Genomic DNA, 25,591 nt, shown 5'->3' with positions numbered 1-25,591 from the left:
CCTGAGGACCCAGGGCCATGCGTCAGTCGTAGCGGATGGTGAAGATCAGGTCGATCGCGCTTTCTTCGCCGGCGCGCGCCCGCAGCGTGAGGCGCCTGGACACATCGTAGAAGATGGATACGGTGCCCAGCGTGCCGGCCAGCGTGCGCTCGTAGCTCAGGTAGAGCTTGTCCGAGATGCGCTTGCCCAGTGTGAGGGCAGCGGCGGTCGTGGAACCGTCGGCGTTGGTGGATTCGCCACTGAAGCCCAGCTCGTCCAGGCCAATGGTGCTGGCAATCCCTCCGTCTCGCTGGCCACCGCCGCCGGCCAGCAGTGCGAGCGCGGCTTGTTGCAACACGGCGGCCTCGGCGCCAGCGCCGGTGGCGGGGCGGCCCAAGACCAGATAGGCCAGTTTTTCACTGTCGGGCAGATCGGGGTCGGCGTAGAGGCGCACACGTGGGCCCTGTGCGCTGCCGGTGATCTGCACACCCACACGCTGGTTGTCGCCAACCTGCGCACGCACGGCGAGGATGTCCAGCGTGGGGTCGTCGTAGGGGCCGGTGAAGCGCAACACTCCGGTGTCGATGTTGAGATTCTGGCCATAAGCGCGGTACGTGCCGCCGACCGTGCGCACTTCGCCCAGCACGCGCGGCGTGGGCAGCTTGGGCGTGCTGCGCACCGTGAGCAGGCCGGCCAGACGCGTCTTGAGCCCGCGCCCGCGCACCTCGAATTGCTGGCCCAGGTCGATGGTGACTTCGATGTCGGGCTCGATCGGCACCGCGGTCGACGTGCCCTGGGGCAGGCTGCGCCCGCCGCGCACGATCACATCGTCGCCCAGGGTGGGCGCCAGCTCGTCGGGCAGGATGAACATCGCGGAATCGGCGGTGAGCTTGCCGCGCACGTTCAGGCGCGGCCCAGCCAGCTGCGCCTTGACTTCGCCCGAGAGCGTGAGGCGGCGGTCGGGGCGGGTCGAGACGCGCAGCTGTTGGGTGCGCACCTCCAGGTCGATCAGGGGCTCGCGCGGTGCGCCGGGTGTGGGGGCGCGCCACTGGGCCTGGCCCCTGGCCTCGAGGCTGCCACCTGGTTCGCTGCCGGAGGGGCCGTCCAGCGTGAGGCGTTCGATGGTGATGCGCTCGTCGTCCAGTGTCGCGCGCAGTCGGCCGTTGGAAAACTCGATGCCGTCGACCACCGAGCGCAGCGCCAGCTCTTCGGCTTCCAGGCTGCCGCGCAGTTTGGGTTCGCCACGGGTGCCGCCGACCGTGGCCTCGGCCTTGAGCGTGCCTCGCATGCGCCAGCCTGGCGGCGCAAGCGCCGACCAGACACCCACCTGGGGCAGCGTGGCTTTGAGCGAGCCCTCGATGGGCGAGCTGGCAGGCCACCAGGCATCGAGCAGGCTCTCGCCCGGCGCTGCCTGCGCACCGGCGTTGAATTCGGTGCGAACGCCAGCCGTGGCCTGGCCCAGCCGCTCACTGTCCCAGAGCAGGCTGGCGTTCAGCGTGCGGCCCTGGGCGTTGAGGATCAGTCGGGCGTCGCGCACGCCGGCTTGCACGGGCGCGCGGGCGGCGCCAGCCAGGGCCGAGCCGCTGCCCGATGGCTCGGTCTGCACCGACAGGTCGCCGCTGGCGCGCAGCAGCTGCGCGTCCAGACGCAACGGTGCGCCGCTGGCGCCTGCTGCCGGCAACAGCACATCCCAGGTGCCGTCGAACACGATGTCGCCACGCACGCCGGCCTGGGTGATGGGGCCGCTGCTGGCACCCTCGGCGGTGGCCAACGCGTCGATCCACGACAGCGGCAGGCCACTGAGGCGGCCGCGCGTCTCAATCGCCTCACCCTGCCAGCGGATGGCGTCCCAGGCCAGGGTGAGTGGCGTTTTCGCCGCCGGACCGGCGGGCGGATTGTTGCCGCTCAGCTTGGTTCTTGCGCCAGGCGGCTTGAGCGACTGGAAGGTGGGCAGCGCCTGCAGGCGGCCTGGCCTGGCCTGCAGCTGGAGCCCGGCCGGTGTCGACACCCAGCTGAGCGCCAGCGCTTGCTCGCTGCGGATCTGCCAGTCGACGCGGCGATCGGATCTGGAGGCGTCCTGCACCTGGAGCTGCAGCGCGGCAAGGTCCAGCTGGCTGGTGGCTGTTGTCGGCGTGGTGGTGGACAGACCCATTCCCGCGAGCGCGTTCTTCAGGCGGGCCTGGGTGTTGATCGACCCGTTCCAGGGCGCGAGCGCGGCGTCGCCCTGCAGCTTGAGCGCGAGGTCGGCTAGGCTGCCTCGGGCGTCAAAGCGCAGCCCTTGCACCGACCAGGGGGTGGGCTTGGCCGCGCTCGCTGTGCTGGTGCCGGTCTGGGGCGTCGGCAGCTGGCCACCTAGCTTCGGCACATCCAGCGTGACCTGCAGCTGCAATGGCGCGCCGCGTGCGGCGGCGGCCGGTGTGCCCGGCGCCGGAAAACCCAGTTCGGCCAGACCGCCTTGCCATGTCGCTTTCAGCTGCCCGCTGCCGGCGATTTGCAAGGTGTTCAACTGCGGTTGTGCCTTCAGCCAGGCGGCAATGGCCGGGCCGGCCATTGGCAGCGTCTGCAGACTGCGGGCCCAGGCCAGTAGCTGGGCGGCATCCGTGATGTTCAGGGACAGATCGCCATTGCCTTGCGCATGCCCCAGATATCCCTGGAAGGAGCTCTGGGCACCGGGCAGGGTCAAACTGGCCTGGCCTTTGAACGCCCGCGCGGCCACATCGAAGCGCCCCTGGGCGGTGGCGCGCAGGCCAGCGGCGTCGACAACGGCCTGCGTCAGGTCGAGCACGCCGCCCACGCCGCCCGCGGCCAGCCATTGGCCAGTGACCTGAACCTCGCGCATGCGCAGACCCTGGGCTGCTCGCGAAGGCTGCCTGTCCGAGGGCAGCACGCGCGCGTCGAGTGCGATCGCATCGGGTTGCGCCGCGCCGGTGCTGGCCCGCAACTGGGCATCGAGCGCGAGCGGTGCCAGCGTGCTCCAGACTAGCGCCGGGCTCAGGCCCACCACGGTCACGTCGCCTTCCCAGGTCGCGGGCTTAGAACCGGCGGCGGGTTGAAAAGCGCCACGGGCCTGAATTTCGCCCTGGCCGATGCGCGCGCTCAGGCTGGGAACCACCCAGCGGCTCTCGCGCTGCTCCACCTCGGCGCGCAGCGATTGGACCGGCAGGCGCTGCTGGTCCCAGGGGCCGCTGTCGCGGTTGTCAAGGCGGGCACTGGCCTGCCAGGCGCCGTTTTTTGGTGCAGCACTCATCGTGCCCGACAGCTTGGTCCGCGGTGCCTGCGGCCAGAGCGAGGACAGGTCCAGCTCGCGGGTGGTGGCGCTGGCCCGCTCCACCATCTGGGTCAGCTCACTGGCCCAGGGGCGCACGGTGGCACTGGCCACCAGCGTAGGGCTGGCGCCAGCGCTGTTCGCGGGCTGAGCCCGGGCCTCTATGGCCAGCGAGGCGCTGGCGCCAGACAGCGTGCCCATCATATCGGCGGTGGCCCTCAAGGTGAGGCTCTGCCCGCCGGGCACACTGGTTTGCACATCGCCCAGCAGGCTCAGCTTGAGTGGCATCGGTGCCAGCGCGCCGAGCACGAGTTGCGCGCTGTAGCGGCCCTGGGCCAGTTGCAGGGAGTCCAGCGTGAGCTGGTGTGCGGCATCCGCGCCCGGCACCAGGCCTTGGCTGGGCGGGCTGTCCGGTTCCAGCACGCCGTAGCGGTACAGGCCCTTGAGCTGGCTCAGCTCCAGCGCTGCATTGCCGGTCAGCACCAAGCGGTCCAGCGACCAGGGCACGCTCAGGCGAACCGGCAAGGCCAGCGATTCCAGCGGCACTGTGGGCGAAGGCTGCCGGTTGTCTTGTACGCGCAGTTCGCCGATGGCCAGTTCGTCGATCTGCACACCCTTGCCGCGCAGGGCCTGCAGGATGAGGCTGGGACTCCAGCGCAGTCGCACAGCGAGAGCTTGCACGTCCAGGCCCGGTTGCGACCACTGCAGGCCCTCGATCCGCCCGCCCTCGCGCAGGCTGCCCTGCACACTGGTGGCCTGCAGACGCCCAGCCTCGGGAGGCTGATCCTCTGTCCAGGCCTGGGCCCAGCCCAGCGCTTGCGCCAGCGAGCCTGGTGTGCCGCTCCAGACCCAGACCACCACCAAGGCCGCCAGCAGCAAGGCCACTAGGGTACCGGGCAGCCACACGCCCAACCAGCCCAGGCCTTTGAATGCACGCCCCACGCCCCGCGCCAGGCTGCGAATCGAGTGGCGCCCTGCTACCACTGGCACTGGCGCCTCGGCCTCGTTCGGTGGTCGTGTCATGCGGCGGCTCAGAACGCGAAGCCCACGTTCAGGTGCAGGCGCAGGCGCTTGGGATCCAGACCGTAAGCCAGGTCCAACTGCAAGGGCCCGACCGGGCTGTTGTAGCGCAGGCCAGCACCGACCCCCCACTGCATGCGCAGGTCCCCAGGTTGGTCGGCCACGGCGCCGGCGTCTACGAACAGCACCGTTTCAAACGGGGTGCGCACACCTTTGCGCACCAGGGGGCGCTGCCACTCCAGGCTGGCGACGGCCAGATAGCGACCGGGCTGCACGCCGCCATCGGATTGAGGTATGCCGATGGAGCGCAGGCCGTAGCCGCGCACGGTGTTGTCACCGCCGGTGAGGAACAGCTGCGTTTCAGGAATCGGCGCATCGGACTGCGCCAACACAGCACCCCCCTCCAGGCGCAAGGCCAGGCGCCCGGCGTTGCTGCTCACCGGCGCACGCTTGGCCTCACCCAGCGCTGCCGCCGTGGACTGGTCGGTGGTGGCCTGGCCCGAGGCGATGGGCCACAGGCCGAGCCAGCGCACGCGCGTGCGGGTAAAGGGGCGGCGGATGGGTGTGATCGTCGTGCCCGCACCCAACTCCACCGCCCAGCCGTGCCCATCGTTGGGCTGTAGCAGGTTGTCAAAACGCCGCCTAGTCCACGCGTAGTTCGCCGACAAGGACGATTCCGCGCCGTCCGAACCGAGCGTGGCGTCTTGCGAGTTTTTCGACAACGCGCGGTCGAACTGCAGGTAAAAGCTGCGGTCCAGGAGGGGGTCGGTCTGCGATTGCCCCACCCGTAGGCGCTGGCTGGTGGTGGTGTCAAAGCCATCGATCTGGCGCGCCAGCTGGCCGCCCACGAACCAGCCCCATCCCCGCTCATCGACCGGGCGGGTCCAGTCGGTAGTGAACAGCTGGTCGTCGCGCTCGATCAGCAGCTTGTTGGCCGCGCGCCAGCCGATGCCCGGCACCCGGTTGTGGATGTGTTCGATGGACAGCCGTGCACCGCTGTCGGTGCTGGCGCCGATGCCCAGGACAAGTTTTTTCAGCTTGCTTTCGCGCACCTGCACCACCACGGGCGCGACCTGAGCATCGGTGCCAGGATCGACGTACACGAACACCGAGTCGTAATAGCCGGTTTCGGCAATGCGGCGCTGCGCCTCCTGCAGGTTGACGAGGTCGTAGTCGCTGCCGGGCAACAGGCCAGCCAGGCGCACCAGATTTTCGGCGTCGCTGCCTTCGTAGCGCTCGGTGCCTTCCACCCGAACCGCCCCGATCTGCACTGGCAAGCCAGAGTCGAGCTCCAAGGCAAGGCGTACCGTGTGGTTGGTGGGATCGACATCGGCCAGGCTGCCGTCGATGCGTCCGGCCGGGTAGCGCCGGGCTGTGAGTTGGCGCAGGGCAGCGGTCTTGGCGCTTGCCCAGTCGGCCTGGGTGAACCGGTCGCCCGCCTTCATGGAGAAGGCGCTCTGGATGGCGGCGCGCTGCTCGGCCGCCTCGGGTCGGCTGGCGATTTCACCGCGGAACGCAATCAGCACCGACTCCACCCGTGTCAAGGGCCCGGGGTCGACCTTCAGGCGCAGCGTGCCCAAGGGGAAGGCGCTATCTTGCGCCAGGTCCAGCACCTCGACCTGGGGATTGAAGTGGCCCAGCGTGCCCAGCAGGTCGCCGATGTTGTCCGGCGCCTTGTCCACCAGACGGGCGAGTTCGCTGGCGTCCAGGTCGGGCAGGGTGCGAAATCGCTGCAACTCCATGTGCCGCAGAAGGAATTCGCGCAAATCCTTGGATTCGGTCTGGAGCTCGATGCCGAAGCGGTAGACCGGTTCGTCACTCGGCTTGTCCTTGCGACTCGGACTCGCTGCTGCGCTGGTGGTCGGTTCAGCCGCAGGCGTGGGAGTGTTCGGCGCTTGGGCGAAACCCAGCACCGGCAGACAAAACGCGCACCCCAGCAGGTGCCACCGCGCCCGCAGGACGCGGCGCAGGAGGAAAAGGTTCATGCAACAGCTATTTCGAGAGCATCCGCATCGCGTCTTCCAGACCTTTGAGGGTCAGCGGAAACATGCGCTGACTCACGAGCTGCTGGATGATGCTGATGCTCTGTCGATACTGCCACACGCCCTGAGGTTCCGGGTTGATCCAGGCGAACTTCGGGAATGCGTGGGTCAGCCGCTGCATCCATTCCGCGCCAGCCTCTTCGTTGTTGTACTCCACGCTGCCGCCGGGCTGCAGGATCTCGTAGGGGCTCATGGTCGCGTCACCCACAAAGATCAGTTTGTAGTCCTTGTTGTACTTGCGGATGATGTCCCAGGTCGGAAACTTTTCGGCGTAGCGACGGCGGTTGTTGCGCCACATGAAGTCGTAGACGCAGTTGTGGAAGTAGTAGAACTCCAGGTGCTTGAACTCGCTCTTGACGGCTGAAAACAGCTCTTCGACGCGCTGGATGTGCTCGTCCATCGTGCCGCCCACGTCCATCAGCAGCAGCACCTTCACGTTGTTGTGCCGCTCCGGGATCATCTTGATGTCCAGCCAGCCGGCGTTGGCCGCTGTGCTTCGGATGGTGTCTGGCAGGTCGAGTTCCAGATCATTGCCCTCGCGCGCGAACTTGCGCAGACGCCGCAGTGCCACCTTGATGTTGCGTGTGCCGAGCTCTTGCGAATCGTCGTAGTCGCGGTAGGCGCGCTGCTCCCACACCTTGACCGCGCTCTTGTTGCCGCCCTTGCCACCGATGCGCACTCCTTGCGGATTCTGGCCACTGTTTCCAAAGGGCGAGGTGCCCCCGGTGCCGATCCACTTGCTGCCGCCTTCGTGGCGCTCTTTCTGCTCTTCCAGCCGCTTCTTGAGCGTCTCCATCAGCTCGTCCCAGTCCATCTTGGGCGCGTTGGCCTTCTGCTCTTCGGACAGGATGCGTTCGATCTCCTGGCGCAACCAGTCGGCCGGAATGGGCTTGGTGAAGTCCGCGATCATCTCCACGCCCTTGAAGTAGGCGGCGAACGCGCGGTCGAACTTGTCGAAGTGCTTTTCATCTTTCACCAGCGCGGTGCGGCTGAGGAAGTAGAAGTCGTCCATGCTGCAGGCATCGGGGTTGCGTGGCCCCACCACATCGGCCTGCAAGGCCTCCAGCAGCATCAGGTATTCCTTGACCGAAACCGGCAACTTGGCCGAGCGCAGGGTATAGAAAAAATCGATCAGCATGTCGGATTCCTTTGGCAGGCGGCGCGTGCGTCAGCCTACATGCAGGCTGCGGCGGTACCGCAACTGTGCCTTGGCCTCGGGCCATTCGCCCGCAATCATGCTGTAGATCACGGTGTCGCGGATGGTGCCGTCGCGCCGCATCGCATGGCCCCGGATCACGCCATCTTTGCGTGCGCCCAGGCGCTCGATCGCCTGTTGCGAAGCGAAGTTGAAGTTGTCGGTGCGCCAGCCCACGGTGCGGCAGCCCAGGGTGTCGAACGCGTGGCCCATCATGAGCAGCTTGCAGGTGGTGTTGACGTGGCTGCGCTGCGTGCGCTTGGCGTACCAGGTGTAGCCAATCTCCACCCGCTTCACCGCCGGCAGGATATCGTGGTAACTGGTGCTACCCAGCACTTTGCCCGAGGCCTCATCGATCACCGCGAAGGCCAAGCGCTCCCCGGCTTCTCGCATCTCCAAGGCGGTATCGATATAGGCACGTGTCTCGCCGGGCGCGGGCACCGAGGTGATGCGCAAGTTCCACAATTCGCCGTCGGCCGCCGCCTCGCTCAGACCTGCTTCGTGCGACGGGGCCAACGGCTCCAGGCGGATGCCGTGGTCGCTCAGGATCACGGGCTGTACAAAACCCTGTAGCGGACTTGCAGCGATGTGATTCGGCGCCGTGCCGTCCCAAGCCGGGTCAGCCCCCTCGGAGGGCAGCGACCCGCGCAGCGGCGGAGCGTGGAGGCCAGTTCTCACCGATTTCTCTGATTCATGAACACCAGCTTCTCAAACAAGGAGGTGTCCTGCTCGTTCTTCAACAAGGCGCCCACCAGCGGCGGGATGCTGACTTTGCTGTCGGCGCTTTGCAGCGCTTCGAGCGGGATGTCTTCGGCCATCAGCAGCTTGAGCCAGTCCAGCAGCTCGCTTGTGCTGGGCTTTTTCTTGAGGCCGGGCAGGTTGCGCACGTCGAAGAAGGTCTTCATGGCTGCCGCCAGCAACTCCTTCTTGAGATTTGGGAAGTGCACGTCGACGATGCGCTGCATGGTCTCGGCATCGGGGAACTTGATGTAGTGGAAGAAGCAGCGACGCAGAAAGGCGTCGGGCAGCTCTTTTTCGTTGTTGGATGTGATGAAGACCAGCGGCCGGTGTTTGGCGCGCACCAACTCGCGCGTCTCGTAGCAGTAAAACTCCATGCGATCGAGCTCGCGCAGCAAGTCGTTGGGAAACTCGATATCGGCCTTGTCGATCTCGTCGATCAGAAGCGCGACTGGCTCATCGGCAGTGAAGGCCTGCCACAGCACGCCCTTGACGATGTAGTTGTGGATGTCCTTGACCTTTTCGTCGCCAAGCTGGGAGTCGCGCAGGCGCGAAACTGCGTCGTATTCGTACAGGCCTTGTTGTGCTTTGGTGGTGCTCTTGATGTGCCACTGCAGCAGCGGCAGTTTCAGCGACTGGGCCACCTCTTCGGCCAGCATGGTCTTGCCGGTGCCAGGCTCGCCCTTGACCAGCAGCGGGCGTTTGAGGGTGATGGCGGCGTTCACGGCCAGCATCAGGTCCTGGGTGGCGATGTAATTCTCGGAGCCTTGGAATTTCATGGTGGGTGTGCGGTTAGGTCAGCTGGGTGGGACAGTGGCGGCCTGTGCCCATGGCGGGGGGCATTGCGGGAAGACCCCGAATCGGGTCTATATAATCGGAAGTTGATTTTTATCAACGTTCATCTCATTGTGCTAGCAAAATGATCCACCTGTTGACCGCCTCCGTTCGTACCCTTGTCACCGCCGCGACGCTCGCGATGATGGGGACTGCCGCCATGGCCCAGGGCGCAACGGGCGACGTGCAAGCCGGCAAACAGAAAGCCGAGATGTGCATCGGCTGCCATGGCATTCCGGGCTACCAGAACAGCTTCCCGGAAATCCACAAGGTGCCCAAGATTTCGGGTCAGTCGGACAAGTACATCGTGGCTTCGCTGACCGCCTACAAGAAGGGCGATCGCAAGCACCCGACCATGCGCGGTATTGCCGCAGCGCTGTCCGAGCAGGACATGGCCGACCTCGCTGCGTACTACGCGTCGCACGCCGACAAGACCGCACCCGAGACACCCAAGGCCGCGAGCGTGACGGCGGCGGCGCTGATTGAAAAAGGCGCTTGCGCGTCCTGTCACGGGGCCAATTTCAGCAAGCCGATCGACCCTAGCTATCCCAAGCTGGCTGGCCAACACGCTGACTACCTGTACGTGGCCCTCAAGGCCTACACGGTCGAGGGCAACCAGGTGGTGGGCCGCAACAACGCCATCATGTCCGGCATCGCCAAGCAGTATTCGCACGCCGAAATGCGTGAGATGGCCAAGTACCTGTCCACCCTGGACACCGAGCTCTCGGTGGTGCCACAGTCGCGCTTCCGCTGAAGCGCAAATTACCTATCCCCAAAAGCCGCTCACCGAGCGGCTTTTTTGTGGACTTTGCGAACATCTGTCTGCAGCGCGGGGCTCGGACCAGCACAAGCAGTGGAACTGGTTTGTTCAACCCACAGACGGAGCCGCGAAGCGGCGCAGGGGGGTCAGTCCCTCGTCGCGCGCTGGCGCACCTGCTCGATGTATGCCTCGCCGTCAGGGGGGCGACCCGCACGCTGGCTTTCCCACAGCATGCGGCCCAGGCACTCCATCACCTCGTGGTGGGCGGCGTGCAGGTCGCCGCGGCGCGCTGCCAGCAGCTCCACCGCTTGCCTGATGCCGAGCGGCTGGTCGATGCTGCATTGCTCGCTGATCGAGAGGTGCATCGACAGGTGCAAGAACGGATTCTCGGCGGTGGTCTGGGCCTCGCCCATGCGCTCGAGGGCTGAGGCCTCGTCGGCCAGTTCGGAGTGGTAGGCCGGGTGCTCGGTGATCCACTGGGCTGCCAAGGTTTCGATCGCCTGCATGGGCTCGGCGCCGAGTTGCTTGCGGTAAACGCCGCAGAAAAAACGCCTGACGTCGGCCTGGGACGGATTGAACATGACCGCTATTGTGGTCCATGGGGCGCACCTGGTGGGCCACGCGAGGCGCTTCGCCCGCTTATGCTCGCGCCACCATGCTGATCAACACCGATCCGTTTTTCTACGCTGTGGCGGTTCCCGCGGTGCTGCTGCTGGGCATCAGCAAAAGCGGCTTTGGCGCGGGTTTTGGCTCGCTGGCCGTGCCCATGATGGCGATTGCGGTGACGGTGCCGCAGGCAGCGGCGATTCTGATGCCGGTGCTGCTGCTCATGGATCTGCTGGGTATGGCGGCTTTCCGAAACAACGTTGACCGCCAGTTGCTGAAGTTCCTGTTGCCCTATGGCCTGATCGGCATCGTGATTGGTGCCGCGCTGTTCAAGCTACTGGAACCGCGCTGGGTGGCTGGCATCGTGGGTGTGTTCACGTTGGTGTTTCTGGCGCAGCGCCTGCTGTTTCCGCCGAGGCCAGATGCGCCGCCGCCGCCACGCTGGCTCGGCCGCTTGCTGAGCGTGACTTCGGGTTTCACCAGCTTCATCGCCCATGCCGGCGGGCCGCCGCTCAACGCCTACGTGATTCCGCTCGAGCTCTCGCCTCTGCTGTTCACCGGCACCATGGCGTTCTTTTATTTCTTCATCAACTTGGCCAAATGGGTGCCCTACGCTTGGCTGGGGTTGCTCGATGTGCAGAACATGCTGACTTCGCTGGTTCTGCTGCCATTGGCGCCGCTGGGCGTGTGGCTGGGTGTGCGGATCGCTCACCGCATCCAGCCTCGACTGTTCTACCGCTTGGTGTATTTGGGCATGTTTCTCACTGGCATCAAGCTGGTCTGGGACGCGTTTCACTGAGACACAAGGCGTAACATTGCGCTTCAAACCCAGATTCCGAGGAGCTTCTTATGCCAGTGGTGGTGGTGGCCAATCCCAAGGGAGGCGTGGGCAAGTCCACGCTGTCGACGAACGTGGCCGGCTACTTCGCCAGCCAGGGCCATGCGGTGATGCTGGGCGATGCCGACCGGCAGCAGTCATCGGCGTTGTGGCTGCGGCTGCGCCCGCCACAGGCGCGACCGATCAACACCTGGGCGGTCTCGGCCGACCTGATCGCCCGCCCGCCAAGGGACACGACCCATGTGGTGCTCGATACCCCGGCTGGCCTTCACGGCTGGCGCTTCAAGGATGTGCTCAAGCTGGCCGACAAGATCCTGGTGCCTCTGCAGCCCAGCATCTTCGACATCTACGCCACACGCGCCTTTCTGGACGAGCTGGCCGAATCGCGACACGCTGATAAATTGCAGATTGGGATCGTGGGCATGCGGGTGGATGCGCGCACGATTGCGGCCGATAAGCTGCACGAGTTTGTGGACAGCCTCGGGCTGCCCGTGCTCGGCTACCTGCGCGACACGCAGAACTACATCCATCTCGCCGCGCGCGGGCTCACCTTGTTCGATGTTGCGCCGAGCCGGGTCGAGAAGGATCTGCTGCAGTGGCAGGGCATCCGAGAGTGGCTGGAGCAATAGAGCCTCCGTGCTCTACCGCTGCGCGGATCGCTGTCCCGACTCAGACAGGCGGGTGCTCAAGGCACCACTAGAGTCAGTTCCATGAAAACCTTTGAAACCTTGGCCGACCTGGCCGCGTGTGTCGGCCAGGAAGTGGCGGTGAGCGACTGGGTCACCATCTCCCAGGAACAGGTGAACCTGTTCGCCCAGGCGACGGGCGACCACCAGTGGATCCATGTGGACGTAGCGCGGGCGCAGCAAGGCCCGTTTGGAGCGCCGATCGCGCACGGCTTTCTGACGCTGTCGCTGCTGCCCGTGTTCTTCGAATCGGCGCTGACGGTGCGCCAGTCCGCCATGGGCGTGAACTACGGGCTCAACAAGGTGCGGTTCACCGCGCCAGTCCCGGTGGGCAGCCGACTGCGCGCTCGCATGACGCTCTTGACAGCCCAACCGATTGACGGCAATGGCATGCAGATGACCTGGGGTGTGGCGGTGGAACGCGAAGGCGTGGAGAAGCCGGTTTGCGTGGCCGAGTCGCTGGTACGCCGCTACCCCTGACCGGGTCCGAGCATCAGCCGATGCGCACCAACTGTTTGGGATCGACCCAGCCTTCGAAGTGCTCGATCAGTTCGTTGATGCGCTCGGCCGCTACGGTCTGGTTGTGGCGCTGGGCGATGAGCTGGTAGGCGTCGTTGCGCAGCATCCAGAGCTCTTGCGGCGTCTGGGTGTGGCCGATCTTGTGGCGCAGGCGTTCAGAAGCGGTGGTGTCGCAGTCCACGATGCAGGCCAGCAAGGCCTGACGGATCGCGAGCAGGGTCTTCAGGCTGGGCGCGCTTCGCACCGGCATGCGGTTGCTGGGCTGAATGCCGAGCATCCGGGCAAGGGTGGTGATCAAGGCAGTCTCCGCGCGGCTGGGTAAGCCGCTGTTGGGTGGGTGTCGGCTGTGGATTGGGACAGGCGGCACACCAAAAGATAAGCCGATATTCTCCGGCCGGATGCCCCCAAGTGGTTGGGCCAGCTCCCCAGGAAATCGGTGTGTTTTGTCACGCTTTGCCCTCTTGGAAGCGTTGTTGGCGCCACGCCTCGAACGCTGAGATCGCCACCGCGTTGGACAGGTTGAGGCTGCGCTGCCCCGCGCGCATGGGCAGGCGCAGGCGCTGCTCGGCAGGAAACTGCTCGCGGATCGCCTCAGGCAGGCCTTGGGTTTCGGACCCGAATACCAGCCAGTCACCTGGCTGGAAGGGGGTGTCGAAGAGGTTGTGACTGCCGCGGGTGGTGAGTGCAAAGCGCCGCTTCGGGTCGGGCTGCTCGGCCGCGAGCAGCGCGTCCCAGCTGCTGTGTCGCCTGATCTCGGCGTACTCGTGGTAGTCGAGGCCGGCCCGGCGCATCTGCTTGTCGTCCATCGAGAAGCCCAGGGGCTCCACCAGATGCAGCGTGCAGCCGATGTTGGCGCACAGGCGGATCACATTGCCCGTGTTGGGCGGGATCTCGGGAGCAACGAGGACGATGTGAAACATCGGGCAGGGTGGTGATGGGCGATGGCCCATGATCAGAGCGGATCCGTGTTCGGATCTTCTTGGCTCTCCCTGCGTGGCAAATGATACCGCCGGATGTATTGTCCGCGCTGCCCGTGTCACGTCAGATCTGACAGGGTGTCGGTTCGACCCCGCGTGCAGGTGGCCTGCCTCTTGTCAATGGCGCAGGGTGCGTGCGATTACCAGGGCGTTGACTTCCATGGCGCCAGCCTGGCGCAGGGCCATGGCGGCACTGCGCAGCGTGGTGCCGGTCGTGCTCACGTCATCGACCAGCAGCACCCGGCGGCCTTGCAGGTGAACGACGTGGTCGGGGTGTGCGGCGAACGCGCCGCGCAGGTTGCGCAGCCGCTGCTCGCGCGGCAGGCTGTGCTGGTCTGGTGCGTCACTTAGCCGCACCAGAGCATCGGCCAATCCAGCCGGCGCATCGGGTTGCAAGGTCCGCAGGGCCTTGACCAGCTCCCAGGCCTGGTTGTAGCCACGGCTGGCCAGCCGCGCAGGTCTCAAGGGCACCGGCACCAGCCAGTCGCTGGATCGCAACAAAGCCAGCGTGTCTGGCGCTTGCACCATGAGCTGCGCCAGGGGTCTGGCCCAGCCAGGCTCGTCGCGAAACTTGAATCGGGCGATCAGGTTGTCCCACGGATACGCATAGTCCACCGCCGCCACGCAGCGGGGCAGGGCGTGCGATTCATCGCGCACCTGGCAGGCGCCGCACAGCGATTCGGCGCGGTTCAGCGGAGCGGCGCATGCGATGCAGCGCATCCGTGGCGTGCCGAATCGGCGCACGCAGCCATCGCAAATGGGGTGTGCCGGCCAGCGGCCGCAAACCTGACAAATGCCAGGTCCCAGGCCTGCCGCTCGCCACAAGGTCTTTAACATCGGACCAACAATAGGGCTCAGCGCTGCCTTTCGGCGTGACGCGTCCCGCTCACATCCCCCATCTTGGTAGTCCGCTTGTCCCCACCCACCGAAGCTGAACCACCGGTTCCTAATCTTGACGCCGTGGCCGCACGCCGCTGGCGCCGCCTGCCGCGCGCGCAAAGTCCGTGGCTGCACGAAGAGGTGGCTTCGCGCATGGTCGATCGGCTGCAGTGGTTCCGCCACCCGCCCGCCAGCTGGTTGCACTGGGAGCCGCTGCAGGGCGGCATCGAAGCGCACCGGCGCCTGCGCGGTCTGTTTCCCGACGCCGCTTGCTGGGTCGTTGCCGACGCCGGGCCCGCCGCCCTGAACGCTCTGCAGCCAGCGGGTGGCCGCTCGTGGAACCCGCTGTTGTGGGGTCGCCACCGGGCGCCGCCTCTCGCCGAACAGGAGACCCAGGTCGACATGTTGTGGGCCAACTTGGTCTTGCACCAGGAACCGCAACCCCAGAAGCTGTTGCGCCAATGGAACAGCCACATCCAGACCAACGGGTTTTTGATGTTCTCTTGCCTGGGGCCTGACACCTTGCGCGAGCTGCGGAGCGTGTTCAGCCAGCAGGGCTGGCCCCTGCCCCACCACCCGTTCACCGACATGCACGACTGGGGCGACATGCTGGTGCACAGCGGGTTTGCCGAGCCGGTAATGGACATGGAGCGGCTGACACTCACCTACAGCTCGGGCAGCACATTGCTGGATGACCTGCGTTCGCTAGGGCGCAACCTGCACGCCGCCCGCCATCCCGGCCTGAGGACGCGCCGCTGGCGCCAGGCCCTGGTCGATGCCCTCGAAGCCGGCTTGCCGCGCGATGTCGACGGCCGGCTGGTGATGACGGTAGAGCTGATCTACGGCCATGCCTTCAAGGCCGCGCCAAAACCTCCCAAGGGCCCGGCCGGTGAGGCAGCGGTGTCGATGCAAGACATGCGGGCCATGTTGCGTTCGGGTCGGCGCTGATGCGGCGCTAAGAGCCATGCCACCTTGTCCTACTCGGGAGTGGCGCCTTTGCAGTCCAGCGGGCTGCCGGTGCTCGCTACAATTGCATGAATTCAACGTATCTGGGGCATCTTCCCTGATCAACGCCATACCCAGCTGGGTGTGGGCGCATTGACTGGAGTCGGTGGTGGTTCAATCCAGCAATTCGTTCCGATTGGCAACAGCATCTGCAGACGGCTTGCACTGGATCCTGAGACGCAACTGTTCGGTCAGCCCGGCCCAGCTGGGTCTGACCTTCGGTTTGCTGAGTGCCCTGTCGCTGTCGGTGGCACTGTTCTTCTGGTTTCAGGGGGCGGTGCTGGTGCTGCCTTTTGCGGCACTGGAGCTGGCGGCACTCGCCACCGCGTTTCTGGTCTATGCGCGCCACGCGGCCGACGGAGAGCGCATCAGCGTTCAAGAAGGCCAGTTGGTCGTGGAGCTGGAGAGCGCAGGCCGAACCGAGCGCTGTGAGTTTGCGCGTGACTGGGTGCGCGTCGAGCCTCGCACCGGGCACGGTCTGGTGGAGCTGCGCGCCGGGGGCCGCTCGGTGCGGGTCGGTCGTTATTTGCGGTCCGATCTGCGCCCGGTGCTGGCCAAGGAGATTCGGCAGGCGTTGAGGGCTGGGTGAAGTTGGGAAACGCGCTCGGTGCTGGCAGGTTTGGCTGGGCGAAGGCGGAAAAATTTGTTCTAATCGGTGTTGATATAAATCAATACTTATATTCTTCGAGGCGGAAAACGTGAGCAAGACCATGAAGTCGGTGGTGAATCCAGGGAAACAAGGCGCGGCTTGGCGCTCGGCAGTCATCGCGCTGGCGTTCACGGCGGGTGCCTGGGGCACCGCCCTGGCCCAGAAGGTCAATGACCTGCCCGGTGGCCCGGCCGTGAACCAGCTCAACTTTGCGCCGGCAGTCACCAAGATCGCCGAAGAGCAGCACTGGCTGCACTGGTTCATGATGGTGATCTGCGCCGTGATCTTCGTGATCGTTTTCGGCGTGATGTTTTATTCCATCCTGAAGCACCGCAAATCGGTGGGTCACAAGTCGCAGGTGCTGGCCGAGCCAATTTGGGTTGAGCTCGGCTGGACCATCGTGCCGCTCCTGATCGTGATCGGCATGGCGCTGCCAGCCACCAAGGTGCTGGTAGCCCAGAAGGACACCACCAACAGCGACCTGACCATCAAGGCTACCGGCATGCAGTGGAAATGGGGCTACGACTACATCAAGGGTGAGGGTGAGGGCATCGGCTTTCTCTCCACCCTGGACAACAGCCATCGTGTGATGTCGAGCAGCGGCAATCCGCCGCCTACCGACAACTACCTGCTCAAGGTCGACAACCCGCTGGTGGTGCCCGTGGACAAGAAGGTGCGCATCATCACTACCGCCAACGACGTGATCCATGCTTGGATGGTGCCGGCTTTCGGCGTCAAACAGGACGCTATCCCCGGTTTTGTGCGCGACACCTGGTTCCGCGCTGAGAAGACGGGTGACTACTATGGTCAGTGCGCTGAACTGTGCGGCAAGGAGCACGCCTACATGCCGATCCACGTCAAGGTGGTGACCGCTGACGAGTACACCGCCTGGGTCGATGGCCAGAAAAAGGCGATGGCCGCTGCGGCAGACGACCCGTCCAAGGTCTGGAACCTGGCTGATCTGGTGCAGCGTGGCGAGTCGGTGTATGCCGCCAACTGCCTGGCGTGCCACGGCGCGCAGGGTAAGGGAGCTGGTCCGATCAAGCCGCTGGATGGGTCCGCCGTGGTGGTGGATACCGACAAGTCCACGATGATCAACGTGTTGCTTAACGGTCAGAACAATGGCGCCATGCCGGCGTGGAAGCAGTTGTCCGACACCGAGCTGGCCGCCGTGATGACCTATACCAAGAACAGCTGGTCGAATCAGACCCAGCGGCTCGTGCAGCCTGCCGAGGTACTGGCTGCCCGCCCGTGACCCGCCGACAGCACAACAAATACTGAGCATCAAAGGAATCGATCATGAGTGCAGTTCTCGACCACCACGACGCCCACGGCCATGACCACGACCACCACGCTCCCGTTGGCTGGCGTCGCTGGGTCTACGCGACCAACCACAAAGACATCGGGACGCTGTACCTGCTGTTCGCTTTCACCATGCTCATGGTGGGCGGCGTGCTGGCACTGCTGATCCGTGCCGAACTGTTCCAGCCCGGCCTGCAGCTGGTGAACCCGGGGCTGTTCAACCAGCTCACCACCATGCACGGCCTGATCATGGTGTTCGGCGCAATCATGCCGGCCTTCGTGGGCTTCGCGAACTGGATGGTGCCGTTGCAGATCGGCGCCTCGGACATGGCGTTCGCGCGCATGAACAACTTCAGCTTCTGGCTGATGATCCCCGCCGCGCTGATGCTGGTTTCTTCGTTCTTCATGCCCGGTGGCGCACCCGCCGCTGGCTGGACGCTTTACGCACCGCTGACGCTGCAAATGGGCCCCAGCATGGACGCTGGCATTTTCGCGCTGCACATTCTGGGCGCGAGCTCCATCATGGGCTCGATCAACATCATCGTGACCATCCTCAACATGCGCGCCCCCGGCATGACGCTGATGAAGATGCCCATGTTCTGCTGGACCTGGTTGATCACCGCCTATTTGCTGATCGCCGTCATGCCCGTGCTGGCCGGCGCCATCACCATGACGCTGACCGACCGTCACTTCGGCACCAGCTTCTTCAACCCCGCCGGCGGCGGTGACCCGGTGATGTATCAGCACATCTTCTGGTTCTTTGGCCACCCCGAGGTCTACATCATGATCCTGCCGGCCTTTGGCATCGTGAGTCAGGTGGTGCCCGCGTTTTCGCGCAAGAAGTTGTTTGGCTATGCCTCCATGGTCTACGCGACCGGCTCGATTGCCATCCTGTCCTTTGTCGTGTGGGCCCACCACATGTTCACCACCGGCATGCCGGTGACCGGCCAGCTGTTTTTCATGTACTCGACGATGTTGATCGCCGTGCCCACCGGCGTGAAAATCTTCAACTGGATCGCGACCATGTGGAAAGGCTCGATGACGTTCGAGACCCCTATGTTATGGGCGGTTGGCTTCATCTTCGTGTTCACGCTGGGTGGCTTCACCGGCCTGATCCTGTCGGTGGCGCCGATCGACATCCAGATGCAGGACACTTACTACGTGGTGGCTCACTTCCACTACGTGCTGGTCGCCGGTTCCCTGTTCGCCATGTTCGCCGGCATCTATTACTGGCTGCCCAAGTGGACCGGTGTGATGTACAGCGAAACCAAGGGCAAGATCCACTTCTGGTGGTCGATGATTTCCTTCAACATCACCTTCTTCCCGATGCACTTCCTGGGTCTGGCCGGTATGCCCCGTCGCTACGCCGACTACCCGATGCAGTTCGCCGACTTCAACGCTGTCGCTTCGGTGGGCGCGTTTGCCTTCGGCATTGCCCAGGTCTACTTCTTCGTTGCCGTGATCATCCCCGCCATGCGTGGCAAGGGTGAAAAAGCGCCGCAGAACCCTTGGGAAGGTGCCGAAGGCCTGGAGTGGGAAGTTCCCTCGCCAGCGCCATTCCATACCTTTGAGAACCCGCCCAAGCTCAATGCGGCTGCCACCAAAGTGGTGGGCTGATTGGCTTCACTGCCCATGAACCCGAACGAACAAAAGAAACACAACCTCCGCCTGGCGCTGATTCTGGCGTCGGTGGCGGCGGTCTTTTTCCTTGGCTTTGTGGGCAAGATGACCTTGTTCGGCGGCTGAAGCCCGTCGAACCCTTTTGAACAGAGCATCGACCATGGGACTGAAGCGCGAAAATTTCAAAATGGTGGGCAAGCTCGGCGTGATCACGTTGGGCATGTTCGCATTCGGATACGCGCTGGTCCCGATCTACCGCGCCATCTGCGAGGTCACTGGCATCAACATCCTCGCGCTGTCCGAGCGCGAGGTGCCTGGTCTCAAGCCCAAGCTGCCTTCCAACACCCAGGTTGACCGCTCGCGTACTATCACGGTGGAATTCGATGTCAACGTGCGCGGTCCCTGGCATTTCAAGCCTGAGGTTCGTTCGTTGCAGGTACATCCGGGTGAACTGACCACAGTGCTCTACGAGTTCCAGAACATTCAGAACCGCACCATGGCAGCGCAGGCGATTCCCAGCTACGCGCCCAAACAGGCCATGGCGCATTTCAACAAGCTTGAGTGCTTCTGCTTCACGCAGTACACCCTGGCGCCGGGTGAAAAGAAAGAATGGCCGGTCGCGTTCGTGATCGACCCTAAGCTGCCGAAGGACGTGTCCACCATTACATTGTCCTACACCTTCTTTGAAGTGGGCGGCAAGGTTCCTGCCGCGCCACAGGATGTGGCCGGCACGCCCGTGCTGGCACCCAAAGCGTTGGCGGGGGCTGTTTGAGCGATCTGCCGATCCACCAGCGCAAGGGCTCGATTCGGGGCACGGTCAAGGCCGTGCTCTGGGGATTTTTGGGTGTGCGCCGCCAGGCCGACTACCAAAAAGACATTGCCAGCCTGAATCCGATCCACATCATCGTGGTCGGCGTCGTCATGGCCTTGTTGTTTGTGGGCGGCCTGATTGCGCTCGTCAACTGGGTGGTTCGCTGACCGCGGACCATCGCGAATTTCGGTATTTCAATATTCAAACAAGCGACAAGCGTTTAGGAGTGAGCATGTCTTCAGCCGCACACGGCACCACGCCGTACTACTTTGTTCCGGGCCCTTCGCGGCACCCAGTGATGGCCTCCATCGGTCTGTTCTTCGTCATTCTGGGCGCGGGGCAATGGGTGAACGGCGCAGGCTGGGGCGCCTACTCGGTGGCCTTCGGTCTGACGTTCTGGTCTGTGGTGCTGTTTCAGTGGTTCCGCGATGCGGTCGGTGAAAGCCAAAGCGGTCTGTATGGTCGCAAGATTGACCTGTCCTACCGCTGGAGCATGAGCTGGTTCATCTTCTCCGAAGTGATGTTCTTTGGCGCCTTCTTCACCGCTCTCTGGTGGGCGCGCACTCACTCGGTGCCGGCCCTGGGTAATTTTGAGAACTCGCTGCTCTGGCCTGACTTCAGCGCGGTCTGGCCCAGCGTGCAGGCTGGTGCTACCGCGTCGCCGGGTGGCATCGTCGACCCGTTCCAGACCATGGGTCCATTCTGGCTGCCCACCATCAACACTGCCCTACTGCTGACTTCAGGCGTGACGCTGACCATTGCGCACCACGCCCTGCAGGCGGGCCAGCGCGCCAAAACCATCGGCTTCATGTGGATGACCGTGTTGCTGGGTATCGTCTTCCTCTGCGTGCAGGGCTACGAGTATTACCACGCCTACACCGACCTGAACCTCAAGCTCAGCTCGGGCATCTTCGGCTCTACCTTCTTCATGCTGACCGGCTTCCACGGTTTCCACGTTTTTGTAGGCATGTTGATGTTGTTGTTCATCACCCTGCGCCTGCAGAAAGGTCACTTCAGCGCCAAGAGCCATTTTGGTTTCGAAGGCGCGGCCTGGTACTGGCACTTCGTGGACGTGGTGTGGCTGGGGCTTTATATCCTGGTCTACTGGATGTGATCGTCGGGGCGTACCGGCGTCCCACTGGCCCAAGAAAAAAGCGCCGACCGGCGCTTTTTTCTTGGCACTGGCCTGAGCGCCTCTTCAGGGCTGAACCGGCAATCCGGTGGGTTGGATCCAGCCCATCCAATAACTGATGAGCACGATCAGAAACAGCAAAATCGAAAACCCCACCCGGAACGCCAGGGCGCGAGCCATGCCGTTGCGGGGAGGGGTGGCGGCGTCGGTAGTTTCATCCCCCCCCTGGCCGCCCCGCATCATGAAGACCAGCGCCGCGCCCAGACTGCCGATGATGGCCACGAAGCCAGCGATCACAAAATATTTCATGGCCACCATTATCGGCGCCGCGCCCGCCCGGGTGGGGATCTGGCCATGAGTACCCGAGGACGGCGCTTCTGGGTCGTGACGGCAGCCACTGTGCTCACCCTGGCGATCACCGCATCGCTCGGTCGCTGGCAGCTAGACCGGGCGGCCCAGAAGGAAGCGCTGCAGGCCAAGGTGGACCAGCGATCCGGGTTGCCTGCCCTGAATGAGCAGAGTTTGCTCGCTTCGAGTGACCTGCAGGCAGAGATTCATCGATCGGTGCGCTTGCGCGGCCAATGGCTGCCTGAGGCCAGCGTGTTTCTCGACAACCGCCAGATGAATGGCCGCACCGGATTTTTCCTGGTCACACCGCTGCGGCTGAGCGGGAGCGATCAGGCCGTGCTGGTGCAGCGAGGTTGGACACCGCGCGACTTCACCGACCGCAGTCGGATACCCGTCGTGGACACGCCCGCTGGCGAGGTAGTCATCGACGGCCGTTTGGCCCCGCCACCAGCCAAGCTATACGAGCTCGGCGAGCCTACGCCAGGACCGATCCGGCAAAATATCGATGTGGCTACGATGGCCGAAGCGTCGGGTCTGCGCCTTCTGGATGCTTCGGTCATGCAGACCGGTGACACCGAAGACGGCCTTTTGCGCGAGTGGCCCCGCGTGAATGCGGGCGTGCAGAAGCACTATGGCTACGCCGTGCAGTGGTTCGCGCTGTTTGCGCTGGCCGCTCTGCTTTACCTCTGGTTCCAAATTCTCTCCCCTCGCCGAAAGCCCAAGTCCCATGGCCCAGCTGCCTGATGAACCCCTGACCCTGACCGTGCACAGCTTGCCGCAGCTGGATCAGGCCAGCGCGCGCTCGGCCGCCGTCACCCGCTCAGGTCGATGGAAGATGCTGGCACTGTTCCTGGTGTGTGCCACGCCCGTCATTGCGTCGTATTTCACCTATTACGTGATCCGTCCCGAAGGACGTCGCAATTACGGTGAGCTGATCCAGCCACAACGTCCGATTCCCGCTTTCACCGGCGTGAACGCAGCGGGACAGACCGTGCCGCTGGCGAGCCTGAAAGACCAGTGGCTGCTGATCAGCGTGGCCGACAGCGCGTGCAACGCCGCATGCCTGGACCACCTGCTGCTGCAGCGCCAGCTGCGCGAAACCCTGGGCCGTGAAAAAGACCGGCTCGACTGGGTCTGGCTTCGCACCGGAGGGGCACCGCTCACCGAGCCGCTGCGACTGGCCACTGCAGCCGCCGACGTGTTGCAGGTCGACGCCGTCGAGATCGCCAGCTGGCTTGAGCCCGCGCCCGGACAGCGCCTGGAGGACCACCTCTATGTGGTCGACCCCCTGGGCAACTGGATGATGCGTTTTCCGGCCAACCTCGATCCCAAGCAGGCCAAGCGAGACCTGGACCGCCTTCTGCGCGCCTCTGCGTTCTGGGACAAGTCGGGCCGTAACCTCCCTTGATATGAAGCTCCCGCGCACACCCGAGCTCACCGCTCCTGCAGGGGTCGGACACCACTGACATGGACATCCAGCCGCTCTACGACCTCGCCCCCATCGCCCGCATCATGTTGCTGGGCGTGGTGATCGCACTCGGGCCTCTGGCCTGGGTCTGGCTGCGCAACCGCGACTCGGCGCCCGCTCAGCGCCTGCGGGTGCTGACCCTGGTCACCCTGTTTCTCACCTTCGACCTCGTCCTGTTTGGCGCCTTCACCCGCCTCACCGACTCCGGGCTCGGTTGCCCCGACTGGCCGGGCTGCTACGGCAGCGTGAGCCCGGTCGGTGCCAAGGATTCGATTGCGGCAGCCCAGGCCGCCATGCCCACCGGGCCAGTCACCTTCTCCAAGGCCTGGATCGAGATGATCCACCGCTACCTTGCCACGGGAGTGGGCGTGCTCATCCTGGTGCTGGCTGCGGTGAGCTGGGTCGAGCGGCGGCGGCTGAAGGTCTCATTCTGGTGGCCCACCGTCACCTTGGTCTGGGTCTGCCTGCAGGGTGCTTTTGGCGCGTTGACCGTGACCATGAAGCTGTTCCCCGCCATCGTCACGCTGCACCTGCTCGGTGGCATGGGCCTGCTGGCCCTGCTGCGCGCTCAATCGGTGGCCTACGAGCTGTCCGATCGCGGTCGGGCGGGCCGTACCGAGCTGCCGGCCATGGTTCGCAAAGTCTTGCTCGGTGTATTCGCACTTGTGTGGCTGCAGATTGCGCTAGGCGGATGGGTGAGTACCAACTACGCGGTACTCGCCTGCAGCGAGTTTCCAACCTGCCAGGGCAGCTGGTGGCCAGCGATGGACTTCCGCCACGGTTTTGCCATCTGGCGCGAACTCGGCTTGACCCACACCGGCGACGGACTGCCGTTTGCGGCCCTCACGGCCATTCACTATGTGCACCGGCTCAGCGCCTTCGTGGTGTTGGCCGGCATGGGCTGGCTGGCCTGGCTGCTGTGGCAGACACCTGACACGCGCGGGATCGCAAAAGGCTTGCTGCTGCTGGCCGCCTGGCAATTCGCCAGCGGGCTGACCAACGTGGTGCTCGACTGGCCGCTGCTGGCCGCCGTGGCCCACACCGGTGGGGCGGCGGCGCTCGTCATCCTCATGACCGGCGCGCTGATGAGCACCCGCAGCGTCGAACAAACCAGCGCCGCGCAGGCCCTGAACCTGTCACGATCGTCCCCATGAGCACCGCATCTTCTTATGCTGTCGCCCTGCCTTCGGCCTGGCGTCAGTACCACGCGCTGACAAAGCCGCGCGTGATCCAGCTCATCGTGTTCTGCGCGCTGATCGGCATGGTGCTGTCGGTGCCGGGTGTGCCGAGCTGGGCTGACGTGCAGCTCGCCGCCATCGCGTGTTTTGGCATCTGGCTGGTGGCCGGCGCTGCGGCGGCGTTCAACTGCGTGGTCGAGCAGCACATCGATGCCAGGATGAAGCGCACCTCTTGGCGGCCGACTGCCAAAGGTGAGCTGACCAATGTGCGCACGCTGAGCTTCTCGGCCGTGCTGTGCGCCGCCGGTTCAGCCATCCTGTACTTCTGGGTCAATCCGCTGACCATGTGGCTGACCTTTGCCACCTTCGTGGGCTACGCGGTGATCTACACCGTGATCTTGAAGCCGCTGACACCGCAGAACATCGTCATCGGTGGTGCCTCAGGCGCCATGCCGCCGGTGCTGGGCTGGGCCGCGATGACGGGAGTGGTCGCGCCCGAGGCGCTGATCCTGTTCCTCATCATCTTCCTCTGGACGCCGCCGCATTTCTGGGCGCTGGCCCTGTACCGGGTGGAGGACTACCGCAAGTCCGGCCTGCCGATGTTGCCGGTCACGCACGGCTCGGAGTTCACTCGCTTGCAGATCCTGCTCTACACCGTGGTGTTGTTCGCCGCCTGCCTCATGCCCTTCATCATGCGCATGAGCGGCTGGTTCTACCTGTTGTCCGCGGTGATCCTCAGCATCGGCTTCTGCACCTACGCTTTCGTGCTGTGGCGCGATTACTCCGATGCGCTTGCGCGCAAGACCTTTCGCTTTTCGCTCATCCATTTGTCACTGCTGTTTGCAGCGCTGCTGATCGATCATTACATTTAGACCACCCCCCCGCGCCGCGCTGCGCTCGTCACCCTCTCCAGGGGGACGCTCTGGCGGCGCGGCAAAGCCGGTTCCGCGGTGCACTGGAACCAGGTACCTCACTTCGGTCAAACCACCATGAAATTCCTGTCTATTTCCCGTCGTCGTTGCTTGTTGGCTGGCGCAGCGTCGTTGGCGCTGGCGGCCTGTGGAGAAACCAAGGTGCCGTTCACCGGCATCGACATCACCGGCGCCGACTACGCCACTGGATTCTCGCTCACCGACCACAACGGGCAGCCGCGCACCCTGGCCGATTTCAAGGGCAAGGTGGTGGTCATCTTCTTTGGCTTCACCCAGTGCCCCGACGTGTGCCCGACCTCGATGACCGAGATGGCACAAGCCAAGCAGCTGCTGGGCGCTGACGGTGATCGCCTGCAGGGCCTGTTCGTCAGCATCGACCCCGAACGCGACACGCCCGAGATCATGAAGGCCTACATGGCCGCTTTCGACCCCAGCTTTCTCGCGCTCTACGCCAAGCCAGAGGAACTGCCCGAGGTGGCCAAGAGCTTCAAGATTTACTACAAGAAGGTGGTGGGCAGCTCGCCAGAGGCTTACACGATGGACCACTCGGCGGGCAGCTATGTGTACGACCCGCAAGGCCGCGTGCGCCTCTACCACCGCTACGGCACGGGTGCACAGGCACTGGCCGATGATGTGAAAAAGTTGCTGGCCGGGGGCTGATCGCCCGCTTTTCGCCTCCAGAAGAAACGGCACCCTCGGGCAAGCCCCTCGCTTAACCTGTTGATGGCCCCCTTGGCCTGATTTGAACCCCGACTGGGCCCCTCCGACAGGACGGGGCCCTTTCTTTTTCTACATGCCTAGGAGTTCA

27 protein-coding genes are annotated in these 25,591 nt (G+C 64.5%); 17 read left to right on the top strand and 10 right to left on the bottom strand.

Going from position 1 to position 25,591, the window contains the following annotated elements:
* Window positions 1–22: 22 nt before the first annotated feature.
* The 5 genes from GPT34_RS03100 to GPT34_RS03080 form a co-directional block, all read right to left on the bottom strand.
* On the bottom strand, window positions 23–4,267 hold the full coding sequence (locus GPT34_RS03100) for a translocation/assembly module TamB domain-containing protein (RefSeq protein ID WP_291009585.1): 4,245 nt from the start codon (window positions 4,265–4,267) through the stop codon (window positions 23–25).
* An 8-nt stretch (window positions 4,268–4,275) separates the two neighbouring features.
* A complete protein-coding gene (locus tag GPT34_RS03095; RefSeq protein ID WP_291009584.1) occupies window positions 4,276–6,249 on the bottom strand; it encodes a BamA/TamA family outer membrane protein in 1,974 nt (657 codons plus the stop codon).
* Between the two features lie 7 nt (window positions 6,250–6,256).
* Window positions 6,257–7,444, bottom strand: a complete 1,188-nt coding sequence (locus GPT34_RS03090; protein WP_291009582.1) for a VWA domain-containing protein — start codon at window positions 7,442–7,444, stop codon at window positions 6,257–6,259.
* Window positions 7,445–7,474: 30 nt separating this feature from the next.
* The gene (locus tag GPT34_RS03085) at window positions 7,475–8,089 is read right to left on the bottom strand and encodes a GNAT family protein (protein ID WP_291009891.1); all 615 of its coding nucleotides are present in this window, start codon (window positions 8,087–8,089) and stop codon (window positions 7,475–7,477) included.
* Between the two features lie 86 nt (window positions 8,090–8,175).
* Window positions 8,176–9,018 carry a MoxR family ATPase gene (locus tag GPT34_RS03080; protein ID WP_291009580.1) on the bottom strand — a complete coding sequence of 281 codons (843 nt, stop codon included), beginning with the start codon at window positions 9,016–9,018 and terminating at the stop codon, window positions 8,176–8,178.
* A 197-nt stretch (window positions 9,019–9,215) separates the two neighbouring features.
* On the opposite strand from GPT34_RS03080, the gene GPT34_RS03075 reads away from it, so the two are divergent.
* A complete protein-coding gene (locus GPT34_RS03075) occupies window positions 9,216–9,827 on the top strand; it encodes a c-type cytochrome (protein WP_291009889.1) in 612 nt (203 codons plus the stop codon).
* A gap of 152 nt (window positions 9,828–9,979) precedes the next feature.
* Here the strand turns inward: GPT34_RS03075 and GPT34_RS03070 are convergent, their stop codons facing one another.
* The gene (locus GPT34_RS03070) at window positions 9,980–10,414 is read right to left on the bottom strand and encodes a DUF1841 family protein (protein WP_291009578.1); all 435 of its coding nucleotides are present in this window, start codon (window positions 10,412–10,414) and stop codon (window positions 9,980–9,982) included.
* A gap of 74 nt (window positions 10,415–10,488) precedes the next feature.
* Between GPT34_RS03070 and GPT34_RS03065 the strand changes: the two genes are divergently transcribed.
* From GPT34_RS03065 to GPT34_RS03055, 3 genes are all read left to right on the top strand, one after another.
* A complete protein-coding gene (locus GPT34_RS03065) occupies window positions 10,489–11,238 on the top strand; it encodes a sulfite exporter TauE/SafE family protein (protein ID WP_291009576.1) in 750 nt (249 codons plus the stop codon).
* A gap of 50 nt (window positions 11,239–11,288) precedes the next feature.
* Window positions 11,289–11,906, top strand: a complete 618-nt coding sequence (locus GPT34_RS03060; protein ID WP_291009574.1) for a ParA family protein — start codon at window positions 11,289–11,291, stop codon at window positions 11,904–11,906.
* A gap of 81 nt (window positions 11,907–11,987) precedes the next feature.
* Window positions 11,988–12,443, top strand: a complete 456-nt coding sequence (locus tag GPT34_RS03055) for a MaoC family dehydratase (protein ID WP_291009572.1) — start codon at window positions 11,988–11,990, stop codon at window positions 12,441–12,443.
* Between the two features lie 13 nt (window positions 12,444–12,456).
* Here the strand turns inward: GPT34_RS03055 and GPT34_RS03050 are convergent, their stop codons facing one another.
* From GPT34_RS03050 to GPT34_RS03040, 3 genes are all read right to left on the bottom strand, one after another.
* On the bottom strand, window positions 12,457–12,780 hold the full coding sequence (locus tag GPT34_RS03050; RefSeq protein WP_291009569.1) for a hypothetical protein: 324 nt from the start codon (window positions 12,778–12,780) through the stop codon (window positions 12,457–12,459).
* A gap of 148 nt (window positions 12,781–12,928) precedes the next feature.
* Window positions 12,929–13,402 (bottom strand): tRNA (uridine(34)/cytosine(34)/5-carboxymethylaminomethyluridine(34)-2'-O)-methyltransferase TrmL, encoded by a 474-nt coding sequence (trmL, locus tag GPT34_RS03045; RefSeq protein WP_291009567.1) that lies wholly within the window; start codon window positions 13,400–13,402, stop codon window positions 12,929–12,931.
* Between the two features lie 174 nt (window positions 13,403–13,576).
* Entirely contained in the window at window positions 13,577–14,179 is a 603-nt protein-coding gene (locus GPT34_RS03040) for a ComF family protein (RefSeq protein WP_291009565.1), read from the bottom strand.
* A gap of 240 nt (window positions 14,180–14,419) precedes the next feature.
* Here GPT34_RS03040 and GPT34_RS03035 point away from each other — a divergent pair, with 240 nt between their 5' ends.
* The 8 genes from GPT34_RS03035 to GPT34_RS03000 all read left to right on the top strand — a co-directional run bounded on the left by GPT34_RS03035 (window position 14,420) and on the right by GPT34_RS03000 (window position 20,839).
* On the top strand, window positions 14,420–15,286 hold the full coding sequence (locus GPT34_RS03035; protein ID WP_291009563.1) for a biotin synthase: 867 nt from the start codon (window positions 14,420–14,422) through the stop codon (window positions 15,284–15,286).
* A gap of 217 nt (window positions 15,287–15,503) precedes the next feature.
* Window positions 15,504–15,932, top strand: a complete 429-nt coding sequence (locus GPT34_RS03030; protein ID WP_363356098.1) for a DUF2244 domain-containing protein — start codon at window positions 15,504–15,506, stop codon at window positions 15,930–15,932.
* Window positions 15,933–16,041: 109 nt separating this feature from the next.
* Entirely contained in the window at window positions 16,042–17,247 is a 1,206-nt protein-coding gene (gene coxB / locus GPT34_RS03025; RefSeq protein WP_291009559.1) for a cytochrome c oxidase subunit II, read from the top strand.
* Window positions 17,248–17,291: 44 nt separating this feature from the next.
* The gene (gene ctaD, locus GPT34_RS03020; protein WP_291009557.1) at window positions 17,292–18,911 is read left to right on the top strand and encodes a cytochrome c oxidase subunit I; all 1,620 of its coding nucleotides are present in this window, start codon (window positions 17,292–17,294) and stop codon (window positions 18,909–18,911) included.
* Window positions 18,912–18,926: 15 nt separating this feature from the next.
* Window positions 18,927–19,040, top strand: coding sequence for a cytochrome oxidase small assembly protein (locus tag GPT34_RS03015; RefSeq protein WP_291009555.1), 114 nt, complete (start codon window positions 18,927–18,929; stop codon window positions 19,038–19,040).
* A gap of 34 nt (window positions 19,041–19,074) precedes the next feature.
* The gene (locus GPT34_RS03010) at window positions 19,075–19,686 is read left to right on the top strand and encodes a cytochrome c oxidase assembly protein (RefSeq protein WP_291009554.1); all 612 of its coding nucleotides are present in this window, start codon (window positions 19,075–19,077) and stop codon (window positions 19,684–19,686) included.
* Window positions 19,683–19,892: a DUF2970 domain-containing protein gene (locus GPT34_RS03005; protein ID WP_291009552.1), complete on the top strand. Its 210-nt coding sequence runs from the start codon at window positions 19,683–19,685 to the stop codon at window positions 19,890–19,892. The genes GPT34_RS03010 and GPT34_RS03005 overlap by 4 nt, the downstream gene beginning before the upstream one ends.
* 65 nt (window positions 19,893–19,957) lie before the next feature.
* Window positions 19,958–20,839 carry a cytochrome c oxidase subunit 3 gene (locus GPT34_RS03000; protein ID WP_291009550.1) on the top strand — a complete coding sequence of 294 codons (882 nt, stop codon included), beginning with the start codon at window positions 19,958–19,960 and terminating at the stop codon, window positions 20,837–20,839.
* An 84-nt stretch (window positions 20,840–20,923) separates the two neighbouring features.
* Here the strand turns inward: GPT34_RS03000 and GPT34_RS02995 are convergent, their stop codons facing one another.
* On the bottom strand, window positions 20,924–21,166 hold the full coding sequence (locus GPT34_RS02995; protein WP_291009548.1) for a twin transmembrane helix small protein: 243 nt from the start codon (window positions 21,164–21,166) through the stop codon (window positions 20,924–20,926).
* A 45-nt stretch (window positions 21,167–21,211) separates the two neighbouring features.
* On the opposite strand from GPT34_RS02995, the gene GPT34_RS02990 reads away from it, so the two are divergent.
* From GPT34_RS02990 to GPT34_RS02970, 5 genes are all read left to right on the top strand, one after another.
* Window positions 21,212–21,949, top strand: a complete 738-nt coding sequence (locus GPT34_RS02990) for an SURF1 family protein (RefSeq protein ID WP_291009546.1) — start codon at window positions 21,212–21,214, stop codon at window positions 21,947–21,949.
* Window positions 21,933–22,613: a hypothetical protein gene (locus GPT34_RS02985; protein WP_291009544.1), complete on the top strand. Its 681-nt coding sequence runs from the start codon at window positions 21,933–21,935 to the stop codon at window positions 22,611–22,613. The genes GPT34_RS02990 and GPT34_RS02985 overlap by 17 nt, the downstream gene beginning before the upstream one ends.
* 59 nt (window positions 22,614–22,672) lie before the next feature.
* Window positions 22,673–23,827 (top strand): COX15/CtaA family protein, encoded by a 1,155-nt coding sequence (locus GPT34_RS02980; RefSeq protein WP_291009542.1) that lies wholly within the window; start codon window positions 22,673–22,675, stop codon window positions 23,825–23,827.
* Window positions 23,824–24,723: a heme o synthase gene (cyoE, locus tag GPT34_RS02975; protein WP_291009540.1), complete on the top strand. Its 900-nt coding sequence runs from the start codon at window positions 23,824–23,826 to the stop codon at window positions 24,721–24,723. The genes GPT34_RS02980 and cyoE overlap by 4 nt, the downstream gene beginning before the upstream one ends.
* Window positions 24,724–24,840: 117 nt before the next feature.
* Window positions 24,841–25,443, top strand: a complete 603-nt coding sequence (locus GPT34_RS02970; RefSeq protein WP_291009538.1) for an SCO family protein — start codon at window positions 24,841–24,843, stop codon at window positions 25,441–25,443.
* The last annotated feature ends 148 nt before the right edge of the window (window positions 25,444–25,591 follow it).

The organism is Hydrogenophaga sp. (genome assembly GCF_011390835.1).
GTDB lineage: Bacteria > Pseudomonadota > Gammaproteobacteria > Burkholderiales > Burkholderiaceae_C > Hydrogenophaga.
This window is presented reverse-complemented; position numbering and strand designations above follow the sequence as displayed.